At 70.6% G+C, this 20,951-nt stretch carries 15 protein-coding genes; 9 read left to right on the top strand and 6 right to left on the bottom strand.

The window, feature by feature from the left end:
* Window positions 1-149: 149 nt before the first annotated feature.
* Window positions 150-1,775: a thiamine pyrophosphate-binding protein gene (locus tag ACH4YP_RS02665; protein ID WP_361070907.1), complete on the top strand. Its 1,626-nt coding sequence runs from the start codon at window positions 150-152 to the stop codon at window positions 1,773-1,775.
* 168 nt (window positions 1,776-1,943) lie between these two features.
* Entirely contained in the window at window positions 1,944-2,696 is a 753-nt protein-coding gene (locus ACH4YP_RS02660; protein WP_361070904.1) for an IclR family transcriptional regulator, read from the top strand.
* Window positions 2,697-2,712: 16 nt separating this feature from the next.
* Here ACH4YP_RS02660 and ACH4YP_RS02655 read toward each other — a convergent pair whose 3' ends face one another.
* The 3 genes from ACH4YP_RS02655 to ACH4YP_RS02645 all read right to left on the bottom strand — a co-directional run bounded on the left by ACH4YP_RS02655 (window position 2,713) and on the right by ACH4YP_RS02645 (window position 6,448).
* The gene (locus ACH4YP_RS02655) at window positions 2,713-4,218 is read right to left on the bottom strand and encodes a sugar ABC transporter ATP-binding protein (RefSeq protein WP_398488989.1); all 1,506 of its coding nucleotides are present in this window, start codon (window positions 4,216-4,218) and stop codon (window positions 2,713-2,715) included.
* A 1-nt stretch (window position 4,219) separates the two neighbouring features.
* Window positions 4,220-5,290: a sugar ABC transporter substrate-binding protein gene (locus ACH4YP_RS02650; protein WP_398488988.1), complete on the bottom strand. Its 1,071-nt coding sequence runs from the start codon at window positions 5,288-5,290 to the stop codon at window positions 4,220-4,222.
* Between the two features lie 90 nt (window positions 5,291-5,380).
* Window positions 5,381-6,448, bottom strand: a complete 1,068-nt coding sequence (locus tag ACH4YP_RS02645; protein WP_398488986.1) for an ABC transporter permease — start codon at window positions 6,446-6,448, stop codon at window positions 5,381-5,383.
* Between the two features lie 226 nt (window positions 6,449-6,674).
* Between ACH4YP_RS02645 and ACH4YP_RS02640 the strand changes: the two genes are divergently transcribed.
* The gene (locus ACH4YP_RS02640) at window positions 6,675-7,400 is read left to right on the top strand and encodes an SDR family NAD(P)-dependent oxidoreductase (RefSeq protein WP_398488985.1); all 726 of its coding nucleotides are present in this window, start codon (window positions 6,675-6,677) and stop codon (window positions 7,398-7,400) included.
* 55 nt (window positions 7,401-7,455) lie between these two features.
* Here ACH4YP_RS02640 and ACH4YP_RS02635 read toward each other — a convergent pair whose 3' ends face one another.
* Window positions 7,456-8,163 carry a MerR family transcriptional regulator gene (locus ACH4YP_RS02635; RefSeq protein ID WP_361070889.1) on the bottom strand — a complete coding sequence of 236 codons (708 nt, stop codon included), beginning with the start codon at window positions 8,161-8,163 and terminating at the stop codon, window positions 7,456-7,458.
* 503 nt (window positions 8,164-8,666) lie between these two features.
* Between ACH4YP_RS02635 and ACH4YP_RS02630 the strand changes: the two genes are divergently transcribed.
* Window positions 8,667-9,890, top strand: coding sequence for an RNA-guided endonuclease InsQ/TnpB family protein (locus ACH4YP_RS02630; RefSeq protein ID WP_398488984.1), 1,224 nt, complete (start codon window positions 8,667-8,669; stop codon window positions 9,888-9,890).
* 57 nt (window positions 9,891-9,947) lie between these two features.
* Here the strand turns inward: ACH4YP_RS02630 and ACH4YP_RS02625 are convergent, their stop codons facing one another.
* A complete protein-coding gene (locus tag ACH4YP_RS02625; RefSeq protein WP_398488983.1) occupies window positions 9,948-11,441 on the bottom strand; it encodes a M1 family metallopeptidase in 1,494 nt (497 codons plus the stop codon).
* 229 nt (window positions 11,442-11,670) lie between these two features.
* Here ACH4YP_RS02625 and ACH4YP_RS02620 point away from each other — a divergent pair, with 229 nt between their 5' ends.
* From ACH4YP_RS02620 to ACH4YP_RS02610, 3 genes are all read left to right on the top strand, one after another.
* Window positions 11,671-13,641, top strand: coding sequence for a Xaa-Pro dipeptidyl-peptidase (locus ACH4YP_RS02620; protein WP_361070880.1), 1,971 nt, complete (start codon window positions 11,671-11,673; stop codon window positions 13,639-13,641).
* Complete coding sequence (locus tag ACH4YP_RS02615; protein WP_361070877.1) at window positions 13,641-14,918, top strand: M14 family metallocarboxypeptidase; 1,278 nt, start codon at window positions 13,641-13,643, stop codon at window positions 14,916-14,918. Before ACH4YP_RS02620 ends, ACH4YP_RS02615 begins: the two co-directional genes overlap by 1 nt.
* An 88-nt stretch (window positions 14,919-15,006) precedes the next feature.
* Window positions 15,007-16,713 carry a BCCT family transporter gene (locus ACH4YP_RS02610; RefSeq protein WP_361070874.1) on the top strand — a complete coding sequence of 569 codons (1,707 nt, stop codon included), beginning with the start codon at window positions 15,007-15,009 and terminating at the stop codon, window positions 16,711-16,713.
* Between the two features lie 208 nt (window positions 16,714-16,921).
* Here the strand turns inward: ACH4YP_RS02610 and ACH4YP_RS02605 are convergent, their stop codons facing one another.
* Window positions 16,922-17,881, bottom strand: a complete 960-nt coding sequence (locus tag ACH4YP_RS02605) for an FAD-dependent oxidoreductase (protein ID WP_398488980.1) — start codon at window positions 17,879-17,881, stop codon at window positions 16,922-16,924.
* A 66-nt stretch (window positions 17,882-17,947) separates the two neighbouring features.
* On the opposite strand from ACH4YP_RS02605, the gene ACH4YP_RS02600 reads away from it, so the two are divergent.
* Together ACH4YP_RS02600 and ACH4YP_RS02595 are read left to right on the top strand one after the other, a co-directional pair.
* Window positions 17,948-18,967, top strand: coding sequence for an oxidoreductase (locus ACH4YP_RS02600; RefSeq protein ID WP_398488978.1), 1,020 nt, complete (start codon window positions 17,948-17,950; stop codon window positions 18,965-18,967).
* Window positions 18,968-19,269: 302 nt separating this feature from the next.
* On the top strand, window positions 19,270-20,910 hold the full coding sequence (locus ACH4YP_RS02595) for an ABC-F family ATP-binding cassette domain-containing protein (protein WP_361071560.1): 1,641 nt from the start codon (window positions 19,270-19,272) through the stop codon (window positions 20,908-20,910).
* The last annotated feature ends 41 nt before the right edge of the window (window positions 20,911-20,951 follow it).

Below are 20,951 nucleotides of genomic sequence, written 5' to 3'. Positions count from 1 at the left end.
AGGGACGGGAGTGGGTAGGGGCGGCGGGGGCGAAAAACCCCCGGCGCGGCAAGCCATACCGCTGAGCGACACGCCCCCCTTGCCCCCCGCCCCCGCGGCCCCGACGCTGACCGGCGAACCCAGTTCCCCGTCCCCGCGAGGAGCCAACGATGGGCCGCCGCCCCGCCCCCGCCCTGCTCGACATCCTGCGCGGCGAGGGCGTGGACCGCGTCTTCGGCAACCCCGGCACCACGGAACTGCCTTTCCTGGCAGCCCTCGCGGACGCGGAGGAGGCACCCGAGTACGTCCTCGGCGTCCACGAGGGCACGGTCGTCGCCATGGCGGACGGATACGCCCGAGCCACCGGCCGGCCCGCCTTCGTAAGCCTCCACATTGCCGCGGGCCTCGCGAACGGACTCATCGGCCTGCTCAACGCCCGCCGCTCGCGCACCCCGCTGGTCGTCATGGCCGGCCAGCAGGACCGCCGCCACCTCCAGCAGGACCCCATGCTCTCCGGGGACCTCGTCGCCCTCGCCGCGCCCGCGGTGAAGGCGACCTACGACATCCAGCACGCCCGCGACCTCCCGCTCGCGCTGCGCCGCGCCTTCGCACTCGCCGTACGGCCGCCCGCGGGACCCGTGTTCCTCTCCGTACCCATGGACCTGCTGGCCGAGGACACGGAGGTCGACGTCCCGGCCCGTACGCCGCCGCTCAGGCCCAGCCCCGCCGGGGGCCTCGACCGGGCCGCCGTCCTGCTCGGCGCCGCCGCCCGGCCGGTGATCGTCGCAGGGGACGGGGTGGGCCGGGAGGACGCGATGGCCGCGCTCGTCCGGACCGCCGAGACGTGCGGAGCGCCCGTGCACCACCAGCCGATGGCGGACCACCTCGACTTCCCGACCACCCACCCCCTGTACGCCGGGATGCTGCCACCGCGCCACGACGCGATCCGCACCGCGCTCGCCCCGTACGACACCGTGCTGATCGCCGGAGCGCACGCGTTCACGCCGCACCACTACAGCCCCGGTCCCGCGCTGCCGCCCGGCATCACCGTCGTACAGCTCGACTCCGACCCGGACGAGATCGGCCGCAACTTCCCGGCCGACCACGGTGTCGTGGGCGCACTCCGTCCCTCCCTGGACCGGCTCGCGGACTTGCTGCGCGAGCGGGTCTCCGAACGCACGGCGAAGATCCGGGTGCTGCGTGCCTGTGACCGGCACACGGTCGAACGGGAGCGCGCGGAGGCCGCCGCGCGGGCCGCGTACTCGCCTGCGCCCCTCGCCCCCTGGGCCGCCGCCCACGCCGTCGCCCGCGGGCTGCCACCGGGCGCCGCGGTCGTCGAAGAGGCCATCACCGTGGGCCTGTTGCTGCGTCGGCTCGTACGCCTCGAACGGCCCGGCAGCTACACGCACACCGTCGGCGGCGGACTCGGCTGGGGCATCGGCGCCGCGGTCGGCCGGGCCCTCGCCGAGCCGGGACGGCCCGTCGTCGCGGTGCTCGGCGACGGCTGCGCGCTCTTCGGCCTCCAGGGCCTGTGGAGCGCCACCCGGTACGCGGCTCCCGTGCTGTTCGTGGTGATGAGCAACGGCGCGTACCGCACGCTCCAGCACACGTACGAGGCGATGGGCGGCAACGGCCCCTGCCCCGGCACCGAGTTGGGGCGACTGGACTTCACACAGGCGGCCCGGTTCTTCGGGATGGACGCGGTACGCGCGGAGAGCGCGGATCACCTGCGTGAACTGGTGGGCGGGGCAGGGGAGTTGGCCCGCCCGATGCTGGTCGATGTGCCGCTTCGGTGAGGGGAGGCGGGTCGGCGCGGCCCTTCGGCAGGGGGCGGACGGGTCGACTTGGCGGCCATGGGATGCCTCCTACGGCCTCACCTGGATGTCGTACGACATTTCTGGCGGCCGGCGACTCACAGGCACCCGCACCTTGTCACCCGCGTGCCGGGGCCGGACCATCGGTCCATGACGGACAGTCAGGTGCCTCGGGTACCTCAGGTACCGAAGTCGGTACTCGCGCGTGGGGCGGCGCTGCTGCGGGCCTGCGGCGAGTCCGAGGGCGCGCAGAGTCTGGCCGAACTCGCGCTGCGCACGGGGCTGCCCAAGCCGACCGCGCACCGGCTGCTGGGCGAGCTGGTCCGGCTGGGGCTCGTGGAGCGCGGACCCGACGGCCGCTATCGCATCGGCCTCGCCCTCTTCGTACTCGGTCAGTCGGCCCCCTCCGCGCGCGAACTGCGGGACATCGCCCTGCCGTTCCTCGGCGACCTCTACGAGGCGACCGGCGAGAACGTGCACCTGGCCGTGCCCGACGGCCCCGACACCCTCTTTCTGGCGAAGCTCACCGGCCGCCGCGCCACACCGATCGTCTCGCGCACGGGCGGCCGCCTGCCGGCCCACTGCACCGCCACGGGCAAGGTCTTCCTGGCCCACGACCCCCGGCCGCCGTGCGTTTCCCTGCCCCGGCTCACCCCGCGCACGCTGGTCCTGCCCGGCCAGCTCGCCCGCGACCTCGCACGGACCCGCGCCCGCGGCTTCGGCGTCAACCTGGAGGAGGCCGAGATCGGCGTCTCCGCCGTCGCGGCCCCGGTCTACGCCCGCGAACGCCGCCCGGTCGCCGCCATCTCCGTGACGGGCGGGACCCGGCGCCTCGACATGGAACGCGTCGGCGCGCGAGTGTGCGCGGCGGCGAGAGCGCTGACGCGGGCGCTGTCGGCGTGAGCCCCGCCGGGACCGGTCACTGCCCGGTCCCGGTCCCGGACCTGCCCCCTGCCTGCATCGACACCGCCAGTTGGTGCTCGGTCAGTCGGGCGCCGCTCAACTCCTCGACGGTCCGGCCTCGTACGAAGACCAGCACCCGGTCGCAGACCTCGGTCAGTTCGGCCAGATCGGTCGAGGCGATGAGCACGGCGGCGCCACCCGTCGCCAACTCGCCCACGATGCGGTGCATTTCGGACCGTACGCCGACGTCGACCCCACGCGTGGGGTCGTCCAGGACGACGATGCGAGGCTCGGTGGCCAGCCACTTCGCGAAGACCACCTTCTGCTGGTTGCCGCCGGAGAGGCGGGACACGATGTCGTGCGGGTCGCCGCGCAGCCGCAGACGTTCCGTCAAATCACTTGTACGGCGGATCAGTTCGGCGCGCGAGGGCATGAAACCGCCCCGTCCCAGCGCCAGCCAGCTCACCGCCGTGGTGTTCTCCCACACCGTGCGGTCGGTCATCAGCCCGTACCGTTTGCGGTCGCTCGGCACGAAGGCGACACCCGCCCGGACCGCGTCCCGCAGGGACCGCGGCAGCCCCCGGCCACCGATGTCGACCCGGCCGACGGAGACAGCCGTACGCCCGCACACCACCCCCAACGCGTCGAGATGGCCCGCCCCTTGGAGCCCCGCCAGGCCCACCACCTCTCCCGCGCGCACGGTGAAGGTGACGTCCGCGAGGTGCCCGGGGACGCACACCCCGCAGAGCACGACCGGCGGCGGCCCGTCGGCCACGGCACGCGTCCGCCGTACCGGCGGCTGCGGTGCCCCGCCCAGCATCGCCGTCACGAGATCCGGCACGCCGACTTCCTCCCGCCGTACGCCGTCCAGCGTCACCCGTCCGTCGCGCAGTACCGTCACGCGCTGCGCGAGGCGCATCACCTCCTCCAGGAAGTGGGTGACGTACAGGATCGCGATGCCTCGCCCGGTGAGCGTCCGCAGGACCCGTTCGAGACGGTCCACGGCGGCGGCCGGCAGCGCGGAGGTCGGCTCGTCGAGGACCAGTACACGCGGCCGTCGCAGCAGCGCCCGCGCGATCTCCGTCAACTGCTGGTCGGCGAGCGGAAGTTCACCGACGAGGGTGCCGGGCTCGACGTCGAGTCCCAACTCGGCGAGCACGGGGCGCGCGGCCCGGTCCATCGCGCTCCGGTCGAGCAGCCCGAACCGCCGCGGTGGACAGTGGGGGAAGAGGTTCTCCCGTACCGACAGATCGGGGAACAGGCTCAACTCCTGGGAGACGACGGCGATTCCGCCCGACCGTGCCTCCGGCGCGAGCCGCACCGTTCCGTCGTCCGGCCGCAGCGTGCCCGACAGGATCCGCACGAGCGTCGACTTGCCCGCCCCGTTCTCACCGACCAGCGCATGCACCTCACCGCTCCGCAGCCGGATGCCCGCTCCGTCCAGGGCCCTGACCCCGCCGTACGACTTGACCAGGCCCTGCGCGGCCAGCATGTCGCCGTACGTCATATCGCCGTACGTCATCTCAGCGCGCGTCCTTCAACGGCTTGAGCTGCGCCTTCTGGTCGCCGAGCAGCTTGTCGATCACGGGCTTGTACCAGTCGTAGGCCGCCTTCGCGGACTTCTGCCGCGTGATGATCTCGTCGATGTTGGAGGAGTCGACGACCCCGCCGGGGGAGAGGAACCAGCCGTCGGGCAGCTTGCCGTCGTTGTCGCGCACCGACTCGATCAGCATCGCCGTCGAGAGGTAGCCCTTGAGGAAGTGCTGCGGGTCGATGGCGACGAAGTTCGAGCCGTCCTCGACCGCGTCGAGGGTCTTCGGGTCGACGTCGAAGCCGGCCGTCAGCCACTTGCCGTTCTTCTCCTTCTTGATCTTCGCGAGGTTGTAGCTGTCGGCGTCACCGACCCCGAGGAAGGCGAGCGCCTTCGGGTGCGCGCCCACCTGCGACGACCAGGAACTGTGGTTCTGCCCGGGATCGCTGTACGTCTGGAAGGGGCCGAGCACCTTCACGCCCGGGGCCTCCTTCCTGAACGTGTCGGCGATGCCCTCGGCCCGGTTGTCGAGCACCGGCGTCCCCGGGTTGGGCACCCCGACGACGATCTCCCCCTTCGGGTCGTCGCCGAGCCGCTTCAGCGCCTCCTTGGCCATCAACTCGCCCAGCGCGTAGTTGTCGTTGCCCACGTAGAAGGTCACCTTGCTGCCGTCGGTGGGGGAGGTGTCCAGTGCCACGATCGGGATGCCCTTGTCGACGGCGCGTGCGGCGGGACGGGTGAAGATCGGCGGATCGAGGTTCTCCAGCACGATGCCGTCCTTGGCGCGAGCCGTGAGGTTCTGGAAGAGCTGCACCTCTGCGGGCCCGTCCGTGTTGGGCGGTCCGACGGCCTTGAAGTTCACGTCCCCCGCGTGGTCGGCGGCGCTCTCGGCGCCCAGCACCATCTCGTGGGCGAAGTTCAGGCTGATGTTGGCCACCGCGATGCCCATGTCGAGCTTGCCGCCGCCTGAGCCGCCGGGGCCGTCGTCGTTGCCGCAACCGGTGGCGGAGAGGAGGACCAGCGCGCCGAACGCGGCGGACAGCGTACGCAATCGGGAGTGCATGACGGCCTCCAAAAAGGCTCTGAACAAACTCCGAACCAGGCTCCGAACAGGGCCCTGGAAAATCCGAACCAGGCTCCAGACAAGGGGACTTCAATGTCGACGACGCCCGCCGCGCCGCAGCGCGCTGTCCGCCGCGACCGCGACGAGGATCACCCCGCCGGTCGCGAACGACGTCCAGTTGATGGGTACTTCGAAGAACACGAGCCCGGAGGCGACGACGGACAGGATCATCGCGCCGGCCACCGCCCCGACCACCGAGCCACGGCCGCCCGCGAGCGGAGTGCCGCCGATGATGCACGCGGCGATGGCCTGCAACTCGTAGCCCTGGCCGAGCGTGGGATCGCCGGCGCCGTAGTACGCGAGCGCGAGGACCGCCGCGCAGGCCGTGGTGAGACCGGACAGCGCGAGGGCCTGAACTCGCGTACGGACGACGGGGATACCGCTGAACGCGGCGGCGTCGGGGTTGGAGCCGATCGCCCGCACCCGGGCCCCGAACCGGGTGCGGGCGAGCAGCACCGCGAGAGCGACCACGACCGCGAGCAACACCCAGAGCGCGAAGGGCACTGCGGCCGCGTCACCGCCCGCGAGCGTGAAGAACGAGTCGTCCAGCGGCAGGTCGGTGATCTGCTTCCCGTCGGCGAGCGCCAGCCCGACACCCCGGAACAGCATCAGCGTGCCGAGTGTCACGATGAACGACGGCAGGGCGAGGAGCGTCGTGACCAGGGCGTTGAAGACCCCGAGCGCGATCCCGGTGAGCAGCACCGCCGGGACCGCCAGCCAGGGCCCGACACCCTCCCGTACGAGCAGGGCCCCGACGACCAGGCACATCGCGTAGCTGCCGCCCACCGACAGGTCGACCTCGCGCATGGCGAGCGCGAAGACCATGCCGCAGGCCATCAGTGAGATGTAGACGGAGTTGTGCGCGGTGGAGAGCAGGTTGTCGCTGTCGAGGAAGTCCGGGTACGGGATGCCGATGCCGGCGACGAGCAGTGCGAGGACGACCAGGACGCCGAGTTCGTCGGGCAGCCACCGCCGTCCGTTCCCGGGGCGGCCCGCCGGCAATCGACCGCGACCGGGCGACAGCCTGAACCACCGTCCGCCGCCGCCCTGTTCGCGGGCGCGCTCGGCGTCGTCCACGGCACGGTCGGTCTCGGTCATCGGGCACGGCTCCCGAACGCTGGCGGCTGGGGTCGCCCCGCAGCGTCGGGCCGCCCGGCGCGCGCGGCAACACGGCCGTTCCAGCGAATGGAACAGGGACTGGTGGCGGTCGGGCCGACTCGGGGAGCCGCCGGCCGCGGGAGCCCTCGCCGGACCCGACCACCGCGTTCCGAAGACCGGAAACGCCCCCTTGCCCACTGCCTGACGGGTCATCACACTCACCGCCATGGAGACGCGGACCGCGCTGGTGACCGGAGCGGCACAGGGCCTTGGGCAGGAGTTCGCCGTCGCGCTCGCCGGACGAGGCTACCGAGTCGCGGGACTCGACCTGGTCCCGCAGACCCGGACGGCCGAACGTGTCCTGGACTACCTGGAGTTGATCGCCGACGTCACCGACGAGGAGCAGGTCCACGGGGCTCTGGAACGAGTCCTGGAACAGTTCGGCACGCTGCACATCCTGGTCAACAACGCGGGCGTATACCCCGAGTCGCCCTTCGAGGACATCACGCCCGAGGAGTGGCGGCGGGTCATGCGGGTCAACCTGGAGGCCCCGTTCCTGATGACCCGGGCCGCTCTGCCGTACCTGAAGGCGGCGGGCTGGGGGCGCATCGTGAACATCGCCTCCGCCGCCGTCCTCACCGCGCCGCCCACGATGGTGGCGTACACCGCCTCGAAGGCAGGTCTGATCGGCTTCACCCGGGCGCTGGCCTCGGCGCTCGGCGCGTACGACATCACGGTCAACGCGATCGCGCCGAGTATGGTCCGCACCGCGACCGCCGAGCGTACGGTCGGTGCCGACGGCGGCTTCGAGCACGTCCGCGCCCAACAGGCCGTCCCCAGAACCCAGGAGCCGTCCGACCTGGTCTCCACGCTGCTGTACGTCGTCGACGAGGGCAGCGGTTTCCTGACGGGCCAGACGCTCAACGTGGCAGGCGGATCTGCGTACTTGTGACGGCAAGGGATCGGCGTACTTGTGAGGGCAAGATGGGGAGGGAGGTGACGGCGGCTCAGGAATCCTGGGTGAGCCACTCCCGCAGCTCCTCCTTCAGCGAGCGCTGAAAGGTCGTCAACAACGCCTGCACCACGAGCGGTTGCATGTGGGCGGACAGGTCCTTCACCGCCTCGACGGACTCCCGCTCGGACACCTCGTCCCGGAAAAGCAGGGACAACTCGTGGGCCGCGGCGCGGGTGTGCTTCAGCAGGACCGTGCGCGCGGCGAGGATCGTCTCGTGGGCGATCGGTACGTCGAGCAGCTGGACGCCGAGCCGCAGCAGCCCGAGGTCCACGCGGTACGTGCCCGGGTCGGCCGCCTCCCTGACGACGCTCATCGCGACGAGCCGGTCCAGGTCCTCGGCGCTCAGCGACCGCCCCGCCCGGCGTTCCAGCTCCGCGCGGCTCACCTCCTCCGCCGAGTCCGGCGCCCAGGAGGCCACCACGGCTCGGTGGATGGCCAGGTCATGGGCGCTGAGCCCCTCCGGCAACTGCTGCAGATAGCGCTCGATCGCGGCCAGCGTCATCCCCTGGTGCTGCAACTCCTCGATGAGCGCGAGCCGGGACAGATGCTCCTGGCCATAGTGCCCCACCCGGCGCGGCCCGATCACGGGCGGCGGCAGCAGCCCCCTCGTCCCGTAGAACCGCACGGTCCGCACCGTGACCCCCGCCCGCGCGGCCAGCTCATCGACCGTGAGCGTCGGCTCCTCGACATCCGCCGCCATGACCGCTCCTTCGAACACCACATCCGCCTCACGAGTGCGGTGCAACAGTATTGCTGTCTCACCTGAGTTGTGAAAGCTCCCACGAGGAGCTGGCTCCTTGGCGCCTGGGGGCTGGCGACGCCGACAGCCGATTGTCAGGGGACAGCGGGCCACGCAAGGGGCGCGGGGGAACTGCCCGGCCAGCCGAAGTCGACCCGCACGACCCCGCCGGCCTCATTCCCCGCCCCCCACGGAGTGCTACCGGGATTCATTCGCAGTGCATCGGCCTTCAGGCCGGTGGTGAAGCGAATCTGTCATCGTGACGAGGAACGTCACGGATGCTGTCCTGCGGAGCAGGAGAGCATAGGCGTCACCACGGCCGACGCGGAGCGTCAGTGCCCAACCGGCGAAGCCGGGCAACGCCTCCCCGTCAGGCCCGTTCCGCTCCTGCCGGTTCCAGGGAGTACCGGCCGTTCATATGTTCCCTCTGGTGGCGGGGTGGCGCTCGTTCGTACGATCACCGCATGCAGCTTCGGTACGCCTTCAGGCTGTACCCGGAACCGGGCCAACGCACGGCGCTGGCCAGGGCGTTCGGGTGCGCCCGCGTCGTGTACAACGATGCCGTGCGCGCCCGAGAGGACGCCCGCAGGGCGGGCGAAGCCTTCCCCACGGCGGGCGTGCTCTCCCGGAAGCTGATCACCCAGGCCAAGCAGACACCCGAGCGGTCCTGGCTGGGCGAGGTCTCCGCGGTCGTCCTCCAGCAGTCCCTGCGCGACGCGGAGGCCGCCTACAAGAACTTTTTCGCCGCCCTCAAGGGCGAGCGCCGGGGCGCGAAGACCGGTGCACCCCGCTTCAAGTCCCGCAAGGACACACGCCAGTCGATCCGCTTCACCGCCAATGCCCGCTGGTCCATCACCGGTTCCGGAAGGCTGAACCTCCCCAAGGTCGGCGCGGTGAGGGTGAAGTGGTCACGAGTGCTGCCCGCACGGCCCTCCTCGGTCACCGTGATCAAGGACGCGGCCGGACGGTACTTCGCCTCCTTCGTCATCGACACCGACCCGGCCGCCGACGCCGACCGGATGCCCGCCACCGACCACACGGTTGGCATCGATCTGGGCCTGACCCACTTCGCCGTCCTCTCCGACGGGACGAAGATCGACTCCCCGCGGTTCCTGCGCCGCGCAGAGAAGAAACTCAAGAAGGCCCAGCGGGAGATGTCCCGTAAGCAGAAGGGGTCGAAGAACCGGGAGAAGGCCCGCCTCAAGGTCGCCCGCGCCCACGCACAAGTGGCCGATGCGCGCCGCGAGTTCCACCACCAGCTCTCCACCAGGCTGATCCGCGACAACCAAGCGATCGGCGTGGAAGACCTGGCGGTCAAAGGACTCGCGCGCACCCGACTGGCGAAGAGCGTGCATGACGCGGGCTGGACGCAGTTCGTCGCCATGCTGGAGTACAAGGCGGTCCGGTACGGGCGCACCCTGGTGAAAATCGGCCGGTTCGAGCCGACCAGCCAGGTCTGTTCGGGGTGTGGGGCCAAGGACGGCCCCAAGCCCCTGCACATCCGGGAATGGACCTGTGCCGCCTGCGGTGCGGTGCACGACCGGGACCACAACGCCGCGAAGAACGTGAAAACGGCCGCCGGACTGGCGGTGACAGCCTGTGGAGCGCAGGTCAGACCAGGACTCGTCCTGGCACAGCGCGACGAAGCAGGAAGCCACGGACTCCCGCCCGAACCCCGTGCCGCGTAGCGGCACAGCAACCGGCGGAGAAGGCCAGAATCCTCGGGCTTCAGCCCGAGAAGCAAGTCAACCCTCGTGAACCGAGTTCGTCGCCGCGATCTTCTTCCACGACTTCGGCCGCACCGGCTCCCCCTGCGCCCGAGGCGCGATCGAAGCAGCCCGTGCCGTCGGCGCCCCCGGCTTGGACGCCTGGTACAGCCACGTGTCGAAGAGCGAGGCGAGTGGTTGCCCCGACACCTCCTCCGCGTACTTCACGAAGTCACCGACCGTCGCGTTCCCGTACGAGTACTTCTTCGGCCACCCCTTCAGAATGGCGAAGAACGCCTCGTCCCCGATCTCGTTGCGCAGCGCCTGCAACGCCAGCGCCCCACGGTCGTAGACGGCGATGTGGAACTGGTTCTCCGGCCCGGGATCCCCGGGCTTGACGGTCCAGAACGGATCGTCGGCGGCCCGCGACGCGTACACGTAGTCCGCGATCTCCTGCGCCGTCCCCTCACCCTCGTGCTCCGACCACAGCCACTGCGCGTACCGGGCGAAGCCCTCGTTGATCCAGATGTCCTTCCACCCGGTGACGGACACGTCGTCGCCGTACCACTGGTGGGCCAGTTCGTGCACGACCACGGACACGTTCGTCCCGCTCGCGAACTGCCGCGGGCTGTAGAACGGCCGGGTCTGCGTCTCCAATGCATACCCGGTGTCGGTATTCGGTACATAACCACCCAAAGCATTGAATGGATAAGGGCCGAAATGCTCGGACAGCCAGTCCGCGACCTCCCCGGTCCGCTCGACGCTCGCGCGCGCCGCCCCGTAGTTGTCGCCCAGGTCCTTGCTGTACGCGTTGACGATCGGGATGCCGCTCTCCGACGTCCCGGTGGTGAGGTCGAACTTCCCGACCGCGAGCGTGGCGAGATACGTGGCCTGCGGCTTGTTCGAGCGCCAGCTGTAGCGAGTCCATCCGGCCCGTGAACTCACCGACTGGAGCGTGCCGTTGGAGATCGCCTGCGACCCGTCGGGCACGGCGACCGACACGTCGTACGTGGCCTTGTCCAGCGGATGGTCGTTGCTGGGGAACCACCACCAGGCCGCCTCGGGCTCGTTCGCCCCGACCCCGCCGTCCGGGGTGCGGTGCCAACTGGTGAACCCGTACGCCTTCTTGGAGGACGGCACCCCGCTGTAGCGCACCACGACCGTGACGGCCGTGCCCTTGGGCAGCGGGCTCTTCGGCGTGATCTCCAGCTCGTGTTCGCCCGAGGTGGTGAACGAGGCCTTCGTGCCGTTGACCCGAACCTCGCTCACATCGAGCAGGAAGTCCAGATTGAAGCGCGAGAGATCCTGCGTCGTCCTCGCCAGGAGGGTCGCGGTTCCCTCCAACTTGTCCGTCTCCGGCTGGTATTGGAGCCGGAGGTCGTAGTGGGAGACGTCGTATCCACCGTTGCCGTAGGCCGGGTAGTAGGGATCGCCGATGCCCGGCGCTCCGGGGGAGTAGTCGGCCGCCGATGCCGGGATCGCCAGCAGCAGGGAGGCCGCGAGTGCGCCCGGGGCAATGAGTCTGCGGTGCACGTCAAGCTCCAAGTCGTAGGGGCACGAAGTCTGTTCGGAGCCTATTCATTCCCTGTGGGCCCAACCCTGTCCATGGCCGCTCCTGTCACAGGATCGCCATCCGGCCGACATGAGTGACCCCGCCCCACGCACCTTTCAAGCCACACGACCGGCCACACCGTCGGCCGAACCCCCGCAGACCCCAATAGGCCCTCTTTTGCACAGGAGTTGACCGGAGTACCTTCCGCGCATGCGGACACCTGCGCGCTACAAGCGCTTCACCAACTGGAGATCGCTCGCGACGGCGGCCACAGCCGCCCTGATGGCCACGCTCCTCACCCCGGTCGCCCCGGCCGCCGCCCACAGCGCCCCGCGGGAGAGCGCCCCCGTCTACTCGTACGAGAACGCGATCCGCGAATCCGTCTGGGTGGACACCAGACTGGACGGCGACAGCGACGGGAAGACCGACCGCGTCGCCGTCGACATAGTCCGCCCGCGTGAACCCGCCCAGCAGGGCCGCAAGATCCCCGTGATCATGGACGCCAGCCCGTACTACTCCTGCTGCGGGCGCGGCAACGAGAGCCAGTTGAAGACGTACGACGCGAACGGCGACATCGTCCAGATGCCGCTCTACTACGACAACTACTTCGTGCCGCGCGGCTACGCCTTCGTCGCCGTCGACCTCGCCGGGACCAACCGCTCCGACGGCTGCGTCGACGTCGGCGGCCGCTCCGACGTCCAGTCCGCGAAGGCCGTCGTCGACTGGCTGAACGGCCGGGGCAAGGGCTACACCTCCCGCACGGGGACCACGAAGACCAAGGCCGGCTGGACCAACGGCAAGACCGGCATGATCGGCAAGAGTTACGACGGCACGATCGCCAACGGAGTGGCCGCCACCGGAGTCGAGGGCCTGGAGACGATCGTCCCCATAGCCGCCATCTCCTCCTGGTACGACTACTACTTCGCCAAGGGCGCCCCCCTCTACGACTCCGGCCCCGAGTGGCTGTCCGACTACGTCGAGAGCCCCGATGCCCGCGCCAGGTGCGCCGCCGTCCAGCAGAAACTCGTCGACGGCGCCCCGCGCACCGGCGACTGGACGAAGCTGTGGACCGAGCGCGACTACGTGAAGGACGTCCGCAAGGTCGACGCCAGCGTCTTCGTCATCCACGGCATGCAGGACCTCAACGTCCGCCCCAAGCACTTCGGCCAGTGGTGGGACGGCCTCGCCGAGAACGGCGTCGACCGCAAGATCTGGCTGTCCCAGACCGGGCACGTCGACCCCTTCGACTTCCGCCGAGCCGAGTGGGCCGACACCCTGCACCGCTGGTTCGACCACGAACTCCTCGGCTACGACAACGGCATCGACGACGAGCCGATGGCCGACATCGAGCGTGCCCCCGACCAGTGGGTCACCTCGAACGTCTGGCCGCCGCGCGCCACCGACACCGTGAACCTGCGCCCGGGCAAGGGCGCACAAGCAGGCGTCGGCACCCTCGGACTGCGTACCGGATCGGGCACCGAGACCTTCACCGACGACCCGCGGCAGGACGAGACCGACTGGGCCGCCCAGATCGACCAGTCCACGTCCGCCAAGGCCGGCTTCACCACCAAGCCGCTCACCCGCGACGTCCGCCTCTCCGGCTCCTCCAAGGTGACCGTCACCGCCACCCCGACCACGTCGACCGCCCACCTCTCCGCGGTCCTGGTCGACCTCGGCCCGGACACGATCCGCGACTACTCCGCCTCGGGCGAGGGCATCTCCACACTCACCGACCGCACCTGCTGGGGCCCGAGCACCACCGGCGACAGCTCCTGCTTCAAGGTGACCCGGGCGAAGACCGCGGCCGTCGACTACACGGTGTTCAGCCGTGGTTGGGCCGACCTCGGCAACCACCGCTCGGACGCCAAGGGCGAACCGCTCACCCCGGGCAAGCGCTACACCATCACCCTCGACCTGCACGCCAGCGACCACGTCGTCCCGGCCGGACACCGCCTCGCGCTGATCGTCGCCGGCACCGACGAGGGCCTCATCGACCCGCCGTCGACCACCCCGACCCTCGCCCTCGACCTCGCCCGCACGAAGGCCAGTGTGCCGCTCGTCGGAGGCGCCGCCGCCTTCGCGCGCGCCACCTCGGGATCCTCGTACGTCACCCCCGACGCGACCCTCGACGGCATAGGCGAGCCGCGCGCCACGCACCGCGTACCCGGAGGCACCCACTGATGACATCCCGCCGCACAGGAATACTCGCCCTGACGGTGGCGGTGCTCACCGCACCCCTCCTGACGGTGCCCGCCCACGCCGCCCAGACCCCGCCCCGTACCGGATTCGAGCAGACCGACGGCGCGCGCTGGACCACCCAGCCCGAGGAGCGGGACTTCCTCGCCGCCGTCGACAAGTCGAGCAGCCGGGTGTCGGTCGGCCGGATCGGCACGACGAAACAGGACCGCCCCCTCCGGCTCGTACGCATCGGCAACAGTCACGCGGCCAACACCGTCCTGCTGGTGTGCAGCCAGCACGGTGACGAACCGTCCGGGCGCGAGGCCTGTCTCACGACGGTCCGCGACCTCGCGTACGCGAAGGACTCCGCCACCCGGAAGTTCCTCGACCGCACCACGCTGCTCGTCGTGCCCACCGCCAACCCGGACGGCCGGGCCGCCGACACCCGCGGCAACAGCGACGGCATCGACATCAACCGTGACCACCTCGCGCTCCAGACGGCCGAGGGCCGCGCCATGGCCGCCGTCGTCCGCGACCGCAAGCCCGACGTGATCTACGACCTGCACGAGTACGGGGCCACACCCCCCTACTACGACAAGGATCTCTTCGACCTCTGGCCGCGCAACCTCAACACCGACGCGGCCGTGCACGACGAGGGACAGACCCTGTCAGGGGCGTACGTACGGCCCGCGGCCCAGGCGGAGGGGTACTCGACCGGCACGTACGGCATCTGGACCGACCCCGTGACCGGCGACCCGATCCGGCAGGTCGCGGGTGACGGACAGGAGCGGATCCTGCGGAACATGTCCGGTGTCAAGCACGGCGTCGGGCTGCTCATCGAGAGCCGTGTCGATCCCCTCACGGACGCCGAGAAGGCCGACGAGTCGCTCAACAACCGGCGCCGCGTCCACTCCCAACTGGCCGCGCTGGACGGGCTGTTCGAGTTCACGGGCGAACGGCGCAGCCGGATCGAGGCGGCCACGTCGGCGGCCCGGCTGACCGGCTACCAGGACACAGGACCGGTCTACGTCGGCGGCGCCGACAACGACCCGGCCGAACCGTCCGAGATCATCGCGGACCCGCCCTGCGCCTATCGGCTGACGGCCGACCAGTACGCGGACGTCAAGGACGAACTCGCCCTGCACGGGGTCAGGACGCGGCAGGACGCCGAAGGCGCCTACGTCCCCCTGCGCCAGTCCCTGCGCGCTCTCGTCCCGCTGCTCCTCGACGAGCGCGCTCCGTACCACCTCACGGCCGGGGAGCCCGACACCGACTGCTGAGGCGGGTGAGATCTGTAGCACCTGTGGTAGGTCGTAGGGCATAACGAGGAAATGGCTTACCCGCGCTTTACAGGGGAAGGTGCCGCAGATGACTGAAGACCTGAAGAAGAGGGGAGGCCGGGAAGGTCCTACGGACATTCCCGGCGGCCCCGGTCAGCACACCGACTGGGTGGTGTTCGGCGTCACCGCCGCCATCACCGTGGCCTTCGTGATCTGGGGATCGGCCGGCACCGACTCCCTGAAGAGCGCCTCCGACAAGATGCTCAGCGGCCTGATCCACAACGGCGGCTGGGGCTTCATGCTGGCCGCCTCGGGCTTTGTGGTCTTCGCACTGTGGCTCGCGATCAGCCGGTACGGCAGGATCCACCTCGGCGCGGAGGGCGAGGAGCCCGAGTTCAAGACCGTGTCCTGGGTCGCGATGATGTTCAGCGCCGGTATGGGCATCGGCCTGATGTTCTACGGCGTGAGCGAGCCGCTCTCCCACTACACGACCCCGCCACCGGGAACCGACCCCGCGGACTCCGCGGAACGCATGCAGACGGCGATGGCCACCACCCTCTTCCACTGGACGCTCCACCCCTGGGCGATCTACGCGGTGGTCGGACTCGCCATCGCCTACAGCACCTTCCGCAAGCGCCGTCGCCAGACGATCAGCGCGGTCTTCACCCCGCTCATCGGGGAGAAGCACGCGAACGGCGGCGTCGGCAGGGCCATCGACATCCTCGCGATCATCGCCACCGTCTTCGGCTCCGCGGCCTCACTTGGCCTCGGCGCCCTCCAGATCGGCTCCGGATTCACCGAGCTGGACTGGATGGACAAGGTGAGCGACAGTCTGCTCGTCGTGATCATCGCCGTCCTGACGGTGGCGTTCGTCGCCTCGGCCATCTCGGGCATCGAGAAGGGCATCCAGTGGCTGTCCAACATCAACATGGTGCTCGCCCTGGTGCTCGCGGTCTTCGTGTTCATCGCGGGCCCGACGGTCATCGTCCTCGACCTGCTGCCCACCTCGGTCTTCTCCTACCTCGGTGACCTGCCGCAGCTGGCCGGCCGCACCGAGGCCAGCACCGGCGAGGGCGTCGCGGACTGGCTCGGCAGCTGGACCGTCTTCTACTGGGCGTGGTGGATCTCCTGGACGCCCTTCGTCGGCATGTTCATCGCGCGCATCAGCCGCGGCCGCACCATCCGGCAGTTCGTCGGCGGCGTCATCCTCGTGCCCAGCACCGTCAGTCTCGTCTGGTTCGCGATCTTCGGCGGTACGGCGATGAAGCTGAAGGAGAGCGGCGCGCTCGGCGGCGAGTCGACCCCCGAGGGTCAACTCTTCGGCGTCCTCCAGGAGTTCCCCATCGCGACCGCGACCAGCCTGCTCGTGATGATCCTCGTCGGCATCTTCTTCGTCTCCGGCGCCGACGCCGCGTCCATCGTGATGGGCACGCTCTCGCAGAAGGGCGCCCTCGAACCCGGCCGCTTCGTCGTGGTGTTCTGGGGCGTGGTCACCGGAGCCGTCGCCGCCATCATGCTGCTCGTCGGCACCGAGGGCAACGCGCTCACCGGCCTCCAGAACCTCACGATCCTGGCCGCCGCGCCCTTCGTCCTCGTGATGATCGGCATGTGCATCTCCCTCATGCGCGACCTGCGCAGGGACCCGGTCATCGTCCGCCACGAAATGGGCTCCGAGGCCGTCCAACTCGCCGTGATCGAGGGCCACAAGAAGTACGACGGCGAATTCGAGATCAGGGTCGGCCCGGGCGCCGGCACCGAAACGGAGGGCGACCCACTGGGCCACGACCACGGCTGAGCGGCCGGGCCCACGACCACGGCTGAGCGCGGGGGTTCGGCTGTGGACCGGGCGGGGCCGAGGCTTCGGCTTTCGTCTTTCAGGGGCGCGGGGAACTGCGTACCCAGCCACAACGAACCCGCACCCGACAAACGGCCTTCACCACGGGGCGCCCTGCGTTCACCACAGGGCGCCCCGTGGTGAACGCAGGGCGCCCCGCGAGGACCGCTCAGCCGAAGGCAAGCCCGGCGGCAACCCGCGCACACCCCCAAGCCACTGTCACCCCGGCCCCACCGTGCCCATAGTTGTGCACCAACACCCCACCCCCACCCCGGACTTCCCGCTCCAGCCGCACCGTCGGCCGGGAGGGCCGCAACCCCACCCGATGGCCCAACACCCGCGCCCCCGCCACCGCGGGCCGCAACCGCGCGCACCGCTCCACGATCCGCGCCGCCACCTCCGGATCGGGCGTCAGCGACCACTCGTCCTCGTCGGTCGTACCACCCAGGACCAAGCGGTCGGGCTGCGGAAAGAGATAGGTGGTAGTCCCGGCGACGGAGTCGGTCGTGACGAGCCACGTACGCAAACCCGGGTTCTCCACGATCACCAACTGCCCCCGCACGGGCCGAACCGCAGGATCCGGTACGAGCTGACGGGCGCCCAGGCCCGCGCAGTTGACGACGACCGGCGCAGCCGCCTCCGCCTCGGCGAGATCCGTCACGGCACGCACCTCGACCGTCCCGCCCGCCCGCAGGAACCGCTCGCGCAGCCACCGCAGTTGCACCGGCATGTCGATCAACGGCAGCCGGGCCCACAGTCCGGTTCCCGCGTACTCCTCGGGCGTGGAGGCCCGAAGCCCCGGCAACCGAGCGGCGGCCCACGGCCCCTGCTCGTCCAGCCGCGACTCACCCATTACGCCCTCGACCATGCGTACGCCCGTCTCGTCGGACCGCGCCGCCAACTCCTCGTACACGGAAAGCGACTCCAGGGCCCACGCGCGGGCGAGTTCGAGGGGCTCGACGCTGTACGGCCACCACAGCGCGCCCGCAACCGCCGAGGTGGTTCCCTCGGCGGGCTCCCGCGCCCAGATCCGCACCCGCCTGCCGCTCTCGGCCAGAACGACTGCCGTCGTCAGCCCTATGACCCCGCTGCCGACCACGATCACGTCACCGCTTCGATCACTCGTCACGCGGGGACGTTAGCGGAATGTGTCATGCCGTGCTCAGACAGCGCTCACTCTGGGGATACTCACAGCATGTCTGCCGAGTACGCGACCTTCGGCCTGGCACCGGCGATGCGTGCCGGTGGAGTCCTTGCCAACGGTGACTACCAAGCGCACCGGGATTTCGTCGACTTCATCGTCGACGGCCGCCCGCTGCTGTACCAGCTCTCCGACCTCGACGCCGTGTCCCCCCTCGCCTCCGACGTACCGCCCGCGATCTTCACCGCACAGGTACGCAGTCTCCTGCTGGAAGCCGACGCCCCGCTGGAGGGCGGCCGGTACGTCATCTACGGCTGCCCCGAGTGCGAGGACCTCGGGTGCGGCGCCGTGACCGCCGTCATCGAACGGCACGGCGAAGACTACGTATGGCGCGACTTCGCCTGGCAGACCGACGAGCACGCGGATCTGGAGCGGAACGGCTATCACGGCATCGGCCCGTTCCTCTTCCACGGCGAGGAGTACCGCGCCGCCCTGGGCTCGCTGCTCACCGGCACCGCGGGCGAGCGCCGCAGGGTCCTGCTCATCGGCGCCAGGGCGGCCGTCCTGGCCAAACTCGCCGCCGCCCTGCGCATCATCGGCATCGGTGCCGAGACCGCCCAGGACGCCACGGACATCTCCACCGACGAACTGCGCACGTACGGCGCCGTCGCCTTCGGCCGCGCGGTCACCGAGCAGGAACGTGCCGCCGTACGCGGGTCCTTCGAGCACGCGGGCGTCGATGTCGCGTACGTCGAGGGCCTCGCCCCGATCGTCCCGCTCCTGGTCGCCCAGATAGAGAACGCCCTGGACCGCAGCCCCGAGGAACAGCGCCGACTGACCCGGCTGGTCGCCGCCGACGGCGAGGCGGGCGTCGAGGTCACCTCCACCTGCCGGGTCCGGCTGACCGCGTACCGCCTGGACCGCCTCTACCGCACCCACATGTACGAGGTCTTCGACGGCGTCCTGGAAGCGGGCCGCCACCGACTCGCCCTGGACGCGAAGGCCACGAAGGGGGAGTCGTTCATCGTGGCGCGCACCTCGGGAGGCGTGCTGGTGGAGGCGATGGTGCGCTGAGCTCCCGGGGCGTGCCGCAGCCCCCGACTTCGGCACGCACGGAGCCCCGACTTGGGCGAATTCGCCGCGAGGCGGTAAGTGTCTGCTCAGTCCCAGCGACACGCCGCATGCACGGCGTGTCGCTGGGACTCGGACCCCACTTGCCCTCACCTCGGCGGGATTCGCCAACAGCGTCTCGGCGTGCCGGGAGCCCGCGATGTCGGCGAGCCGGGGCCGGGGTAGCGCGTTCCGGCGCCGAGGCGTCGGCGTGCGTGAAAACCGAGGGCGGTCGCGCGTGGCCGGGCGATTAGGATCGCCCTCTGATGACTGCCACCCTCGTCGCCAAGAACCTCGCCGCCGGCCACGGCGACCGCTCGCTCTTCTCCGGGCTCGACCTCGTCGTCGCGCCCGGCGACGTGATCGGTCTCGTCGGTGCCAACGGCGCGGGCAAGTCCACCCTGCTGCGGATGCTCGCCGGGCTGCTCACACCCGAGGAGGGCGAGCTGCGGCTCTCCCCGCCGGCCGCGACCGTCGGCCATCTGCCGCAGGAGCCGGAGCGCCGGCCGGGCGAGACCGTCCGGGACTTCCTGGCACGCCGCACGGGCGTCACCGAGGCCCAGCGACTGATGGACGAGGCCACACAGGCGCTCGTCGACGGGGCGCCGGGCTCGGACGACGCGTACTCGACCAGCCTGGAGCGCTGGCTCGACCTCGGCGGCGCCGACCTCGACGAGCGGGCCGAGGAGGTCGCCGACTCGCTCGGCCTCGCCGTCGGCCTGGACCACCCGATGACCGCCCTCTCCGGCGGCCAGGCAGCCCGCGCCGGACTCGCCTCGCTCCTCCTCTCCCGGTACGACGTGTTCCTGCTCGACGAGCCGACCAACGACCTCGACCTGGACGGCCTGGAGCGACTCGAACGCTTCGTCTCAGGACTGCGCGCCGGCACGGTCGTCGTCAGCCACGACCGCGAGTTCCTCACCCGCACGGTCACCAAGGTCCTCGAACTCGACCTCGTACAGCAGCAGATCAAGCTGTACGGCGGCGGGTACGAGGCCTATCTGGAGGAGCGGGACGTCGCCCGCAGGCACGCCCGCGACGACTTCGAGGAGTACGCCGACAAACGGACCGCGCTCGAAGGGCGGGCCCAGATGCAGCGCTCCTGGATGGACAAGGGCGTCAAGAACGCCCGGCGCAAGGCGAACAACGACAACGACAAGATCGGCCGCAAGTTCCGCAGCGAGGCCAGCGAGAAGCAGGCCGCGAAGGCCCGGCAGACCCAGCGCATGATCGAGCGGCTCGACGTGGTGGACGAGCCGCGCAAGGAGTGGGAGCTGCGGATGGAGATCGCGGCCGCCCCGCGGTCCGGCGCCGTGGTCGCCACCCTGCGGGACGCCCAGGTCCGGCGGGGCGACTTCGACTTCGGCCCGGCCACACTCCAGATCGACTGGGCGGACCGGGTCGCCGTGACCGGCGCGAACGGCGCGGGCAAGTCGACCCTGCTCGGGGCGCTGCTCGGCCGGGTGCCCCTGGACTCCGGCCACGCCACCCTCGGCTCGGGCGTGATCGTCGGCGAGGTCGACCAGGCCCGCAAGCTGTTCCACGGCCCGGAGGCCCTGATCGACGCCTTCTCCGCTGCCGTACCCGACACCGAGCCCGCCGAACTACGCACCCTGCTGGCCAAGTTCGGTCTCAAGGCGGAGCACGTCCTGCGCCCGGCCGCGACACTCTCCCCGGGCGAACGCACCCGCTCCGCCCTGGCCCTCCTCCAGGGCCGGGGCGTCAACCTCCTCGTCCTCGACGAGCCGACGAACCACCTCGACCTGCCGGCCATCGAGCAGCTGGAGTCGGCCCTCGACTCGTACGAGGGCACGCTCCTCCTGGTCACCCACGACCGCCGCATGCTGGACGCGGTCCACACGACCCGCCGCCTGGAGGTCGCGGCGGGCAAGGTGACGGAGCGCTAGCGAGGGAGGAGAGGCGCCGCGCAGGCACGCCCTGAAAGGGC

It is taken from the genome of Streptomyces sp. NPDC020747 (genome assembly GCF_044334695.1).
GTDB lineage: Bacteria > Actinomycetota > Actinomycetes > Streptomycetales > Streptomycetaceae > Streptomyces.
Note: the sequence above shows the minus strand (reverse complement) of the source record. Positions and strands in the feature narration are given on the sequence as shown.

Coding starts and splice junctions, on each gene's coding strand:
- ACH4YP_RS02665 (WP_361070907.1), top strand. CDS start 150: ATGGGCCGCCGCCCCGCCCCCGCCCTGCTCGACATCCTGCGCGGCGAG.
- ACH4YP_RS02660 (WP_361070904.1), top strand. CDS start 1,944: ATGACGGACAGTCAGGTGCCTCGGGTACCTCAGGTACCGAAGTCGGTA.
- ACH4YP_RS02655 (WP_398488989.1), bottom strand. CDS start 4,218: ATGACGTACGGCGATATGACGTACGGCGACATGCTGGCCGCGCAGGGC.
- ACH4YP_RS02650 (WP_398488988.1), bottom strand. CDS start 5,290: ATGCACTCCCGATTGCGTACGCTGTCCGCCGCGTTCGGCGCGCTGGTC.
- ACH4YP_RS02645 (WP_398488986.1), bottom strand. CDS start 6,448: ATGACCGAGACCGACCGTGCCGTGGACGACGCCGAGCGCGCCCGCGAA.
- ACH4YP_RS02640 (WP_398488985.1), top strand. CDS start 6,675: ATGGAGACGCGGACCGCGCTGGTGACCGGAGCGGCACAGGGCCTTGGG.
- ACH4YP_RS02635 (WP_361070889.1), bottom strand. CDS start 8,163: ATGGCGGCGGATGTCGAGGAGCCGACGCTCACGGTCGATGAGCTGGCC.
- ACH4YP_RS02630 (WP_398488984.1), top strand. CDS start 8,667: ATGCAGCTTCGGTACGCCTTCAGGCTGTACCCGGAACCGGGCCAACGC.
- ACH4YP_RS02620 (WP_361070880.1), top strand. CDS start 11,671: ATGCGGACACCTGCGCGCTACAAGCGCTTCACCAACTGGAGATCGCTC.
- ACH4YP_RS02615 (WP_361070877.1), top strand. CDS start 13,641: ATGACATCCCGCCGCACAGGAATACTCGCCCTGACGGTGGCGGTGCTC.
- ACH4YP_RS02610 (WP_361070874.1), top strand. CDS start 15,007: ATGACTGAAGACCTGAAGAAGAGGGGAGGCCGGGAAGGTCCTACGGAC.
- ACH4YP_RS02600 (WP_398488978.1), top strand. CDS start 17,948: ATGTCTGCCGAGTACGCGACCTTCGGCCTGGCACCGGCGATGCGTGCC.
- ACH4YP_RS02595 (WP_361071560.1), top strand. CDS start 19,270: ATGACTGCCACCCTCGTCGCCAAGAACCTCGCCGCCGGCCACGGCGAC.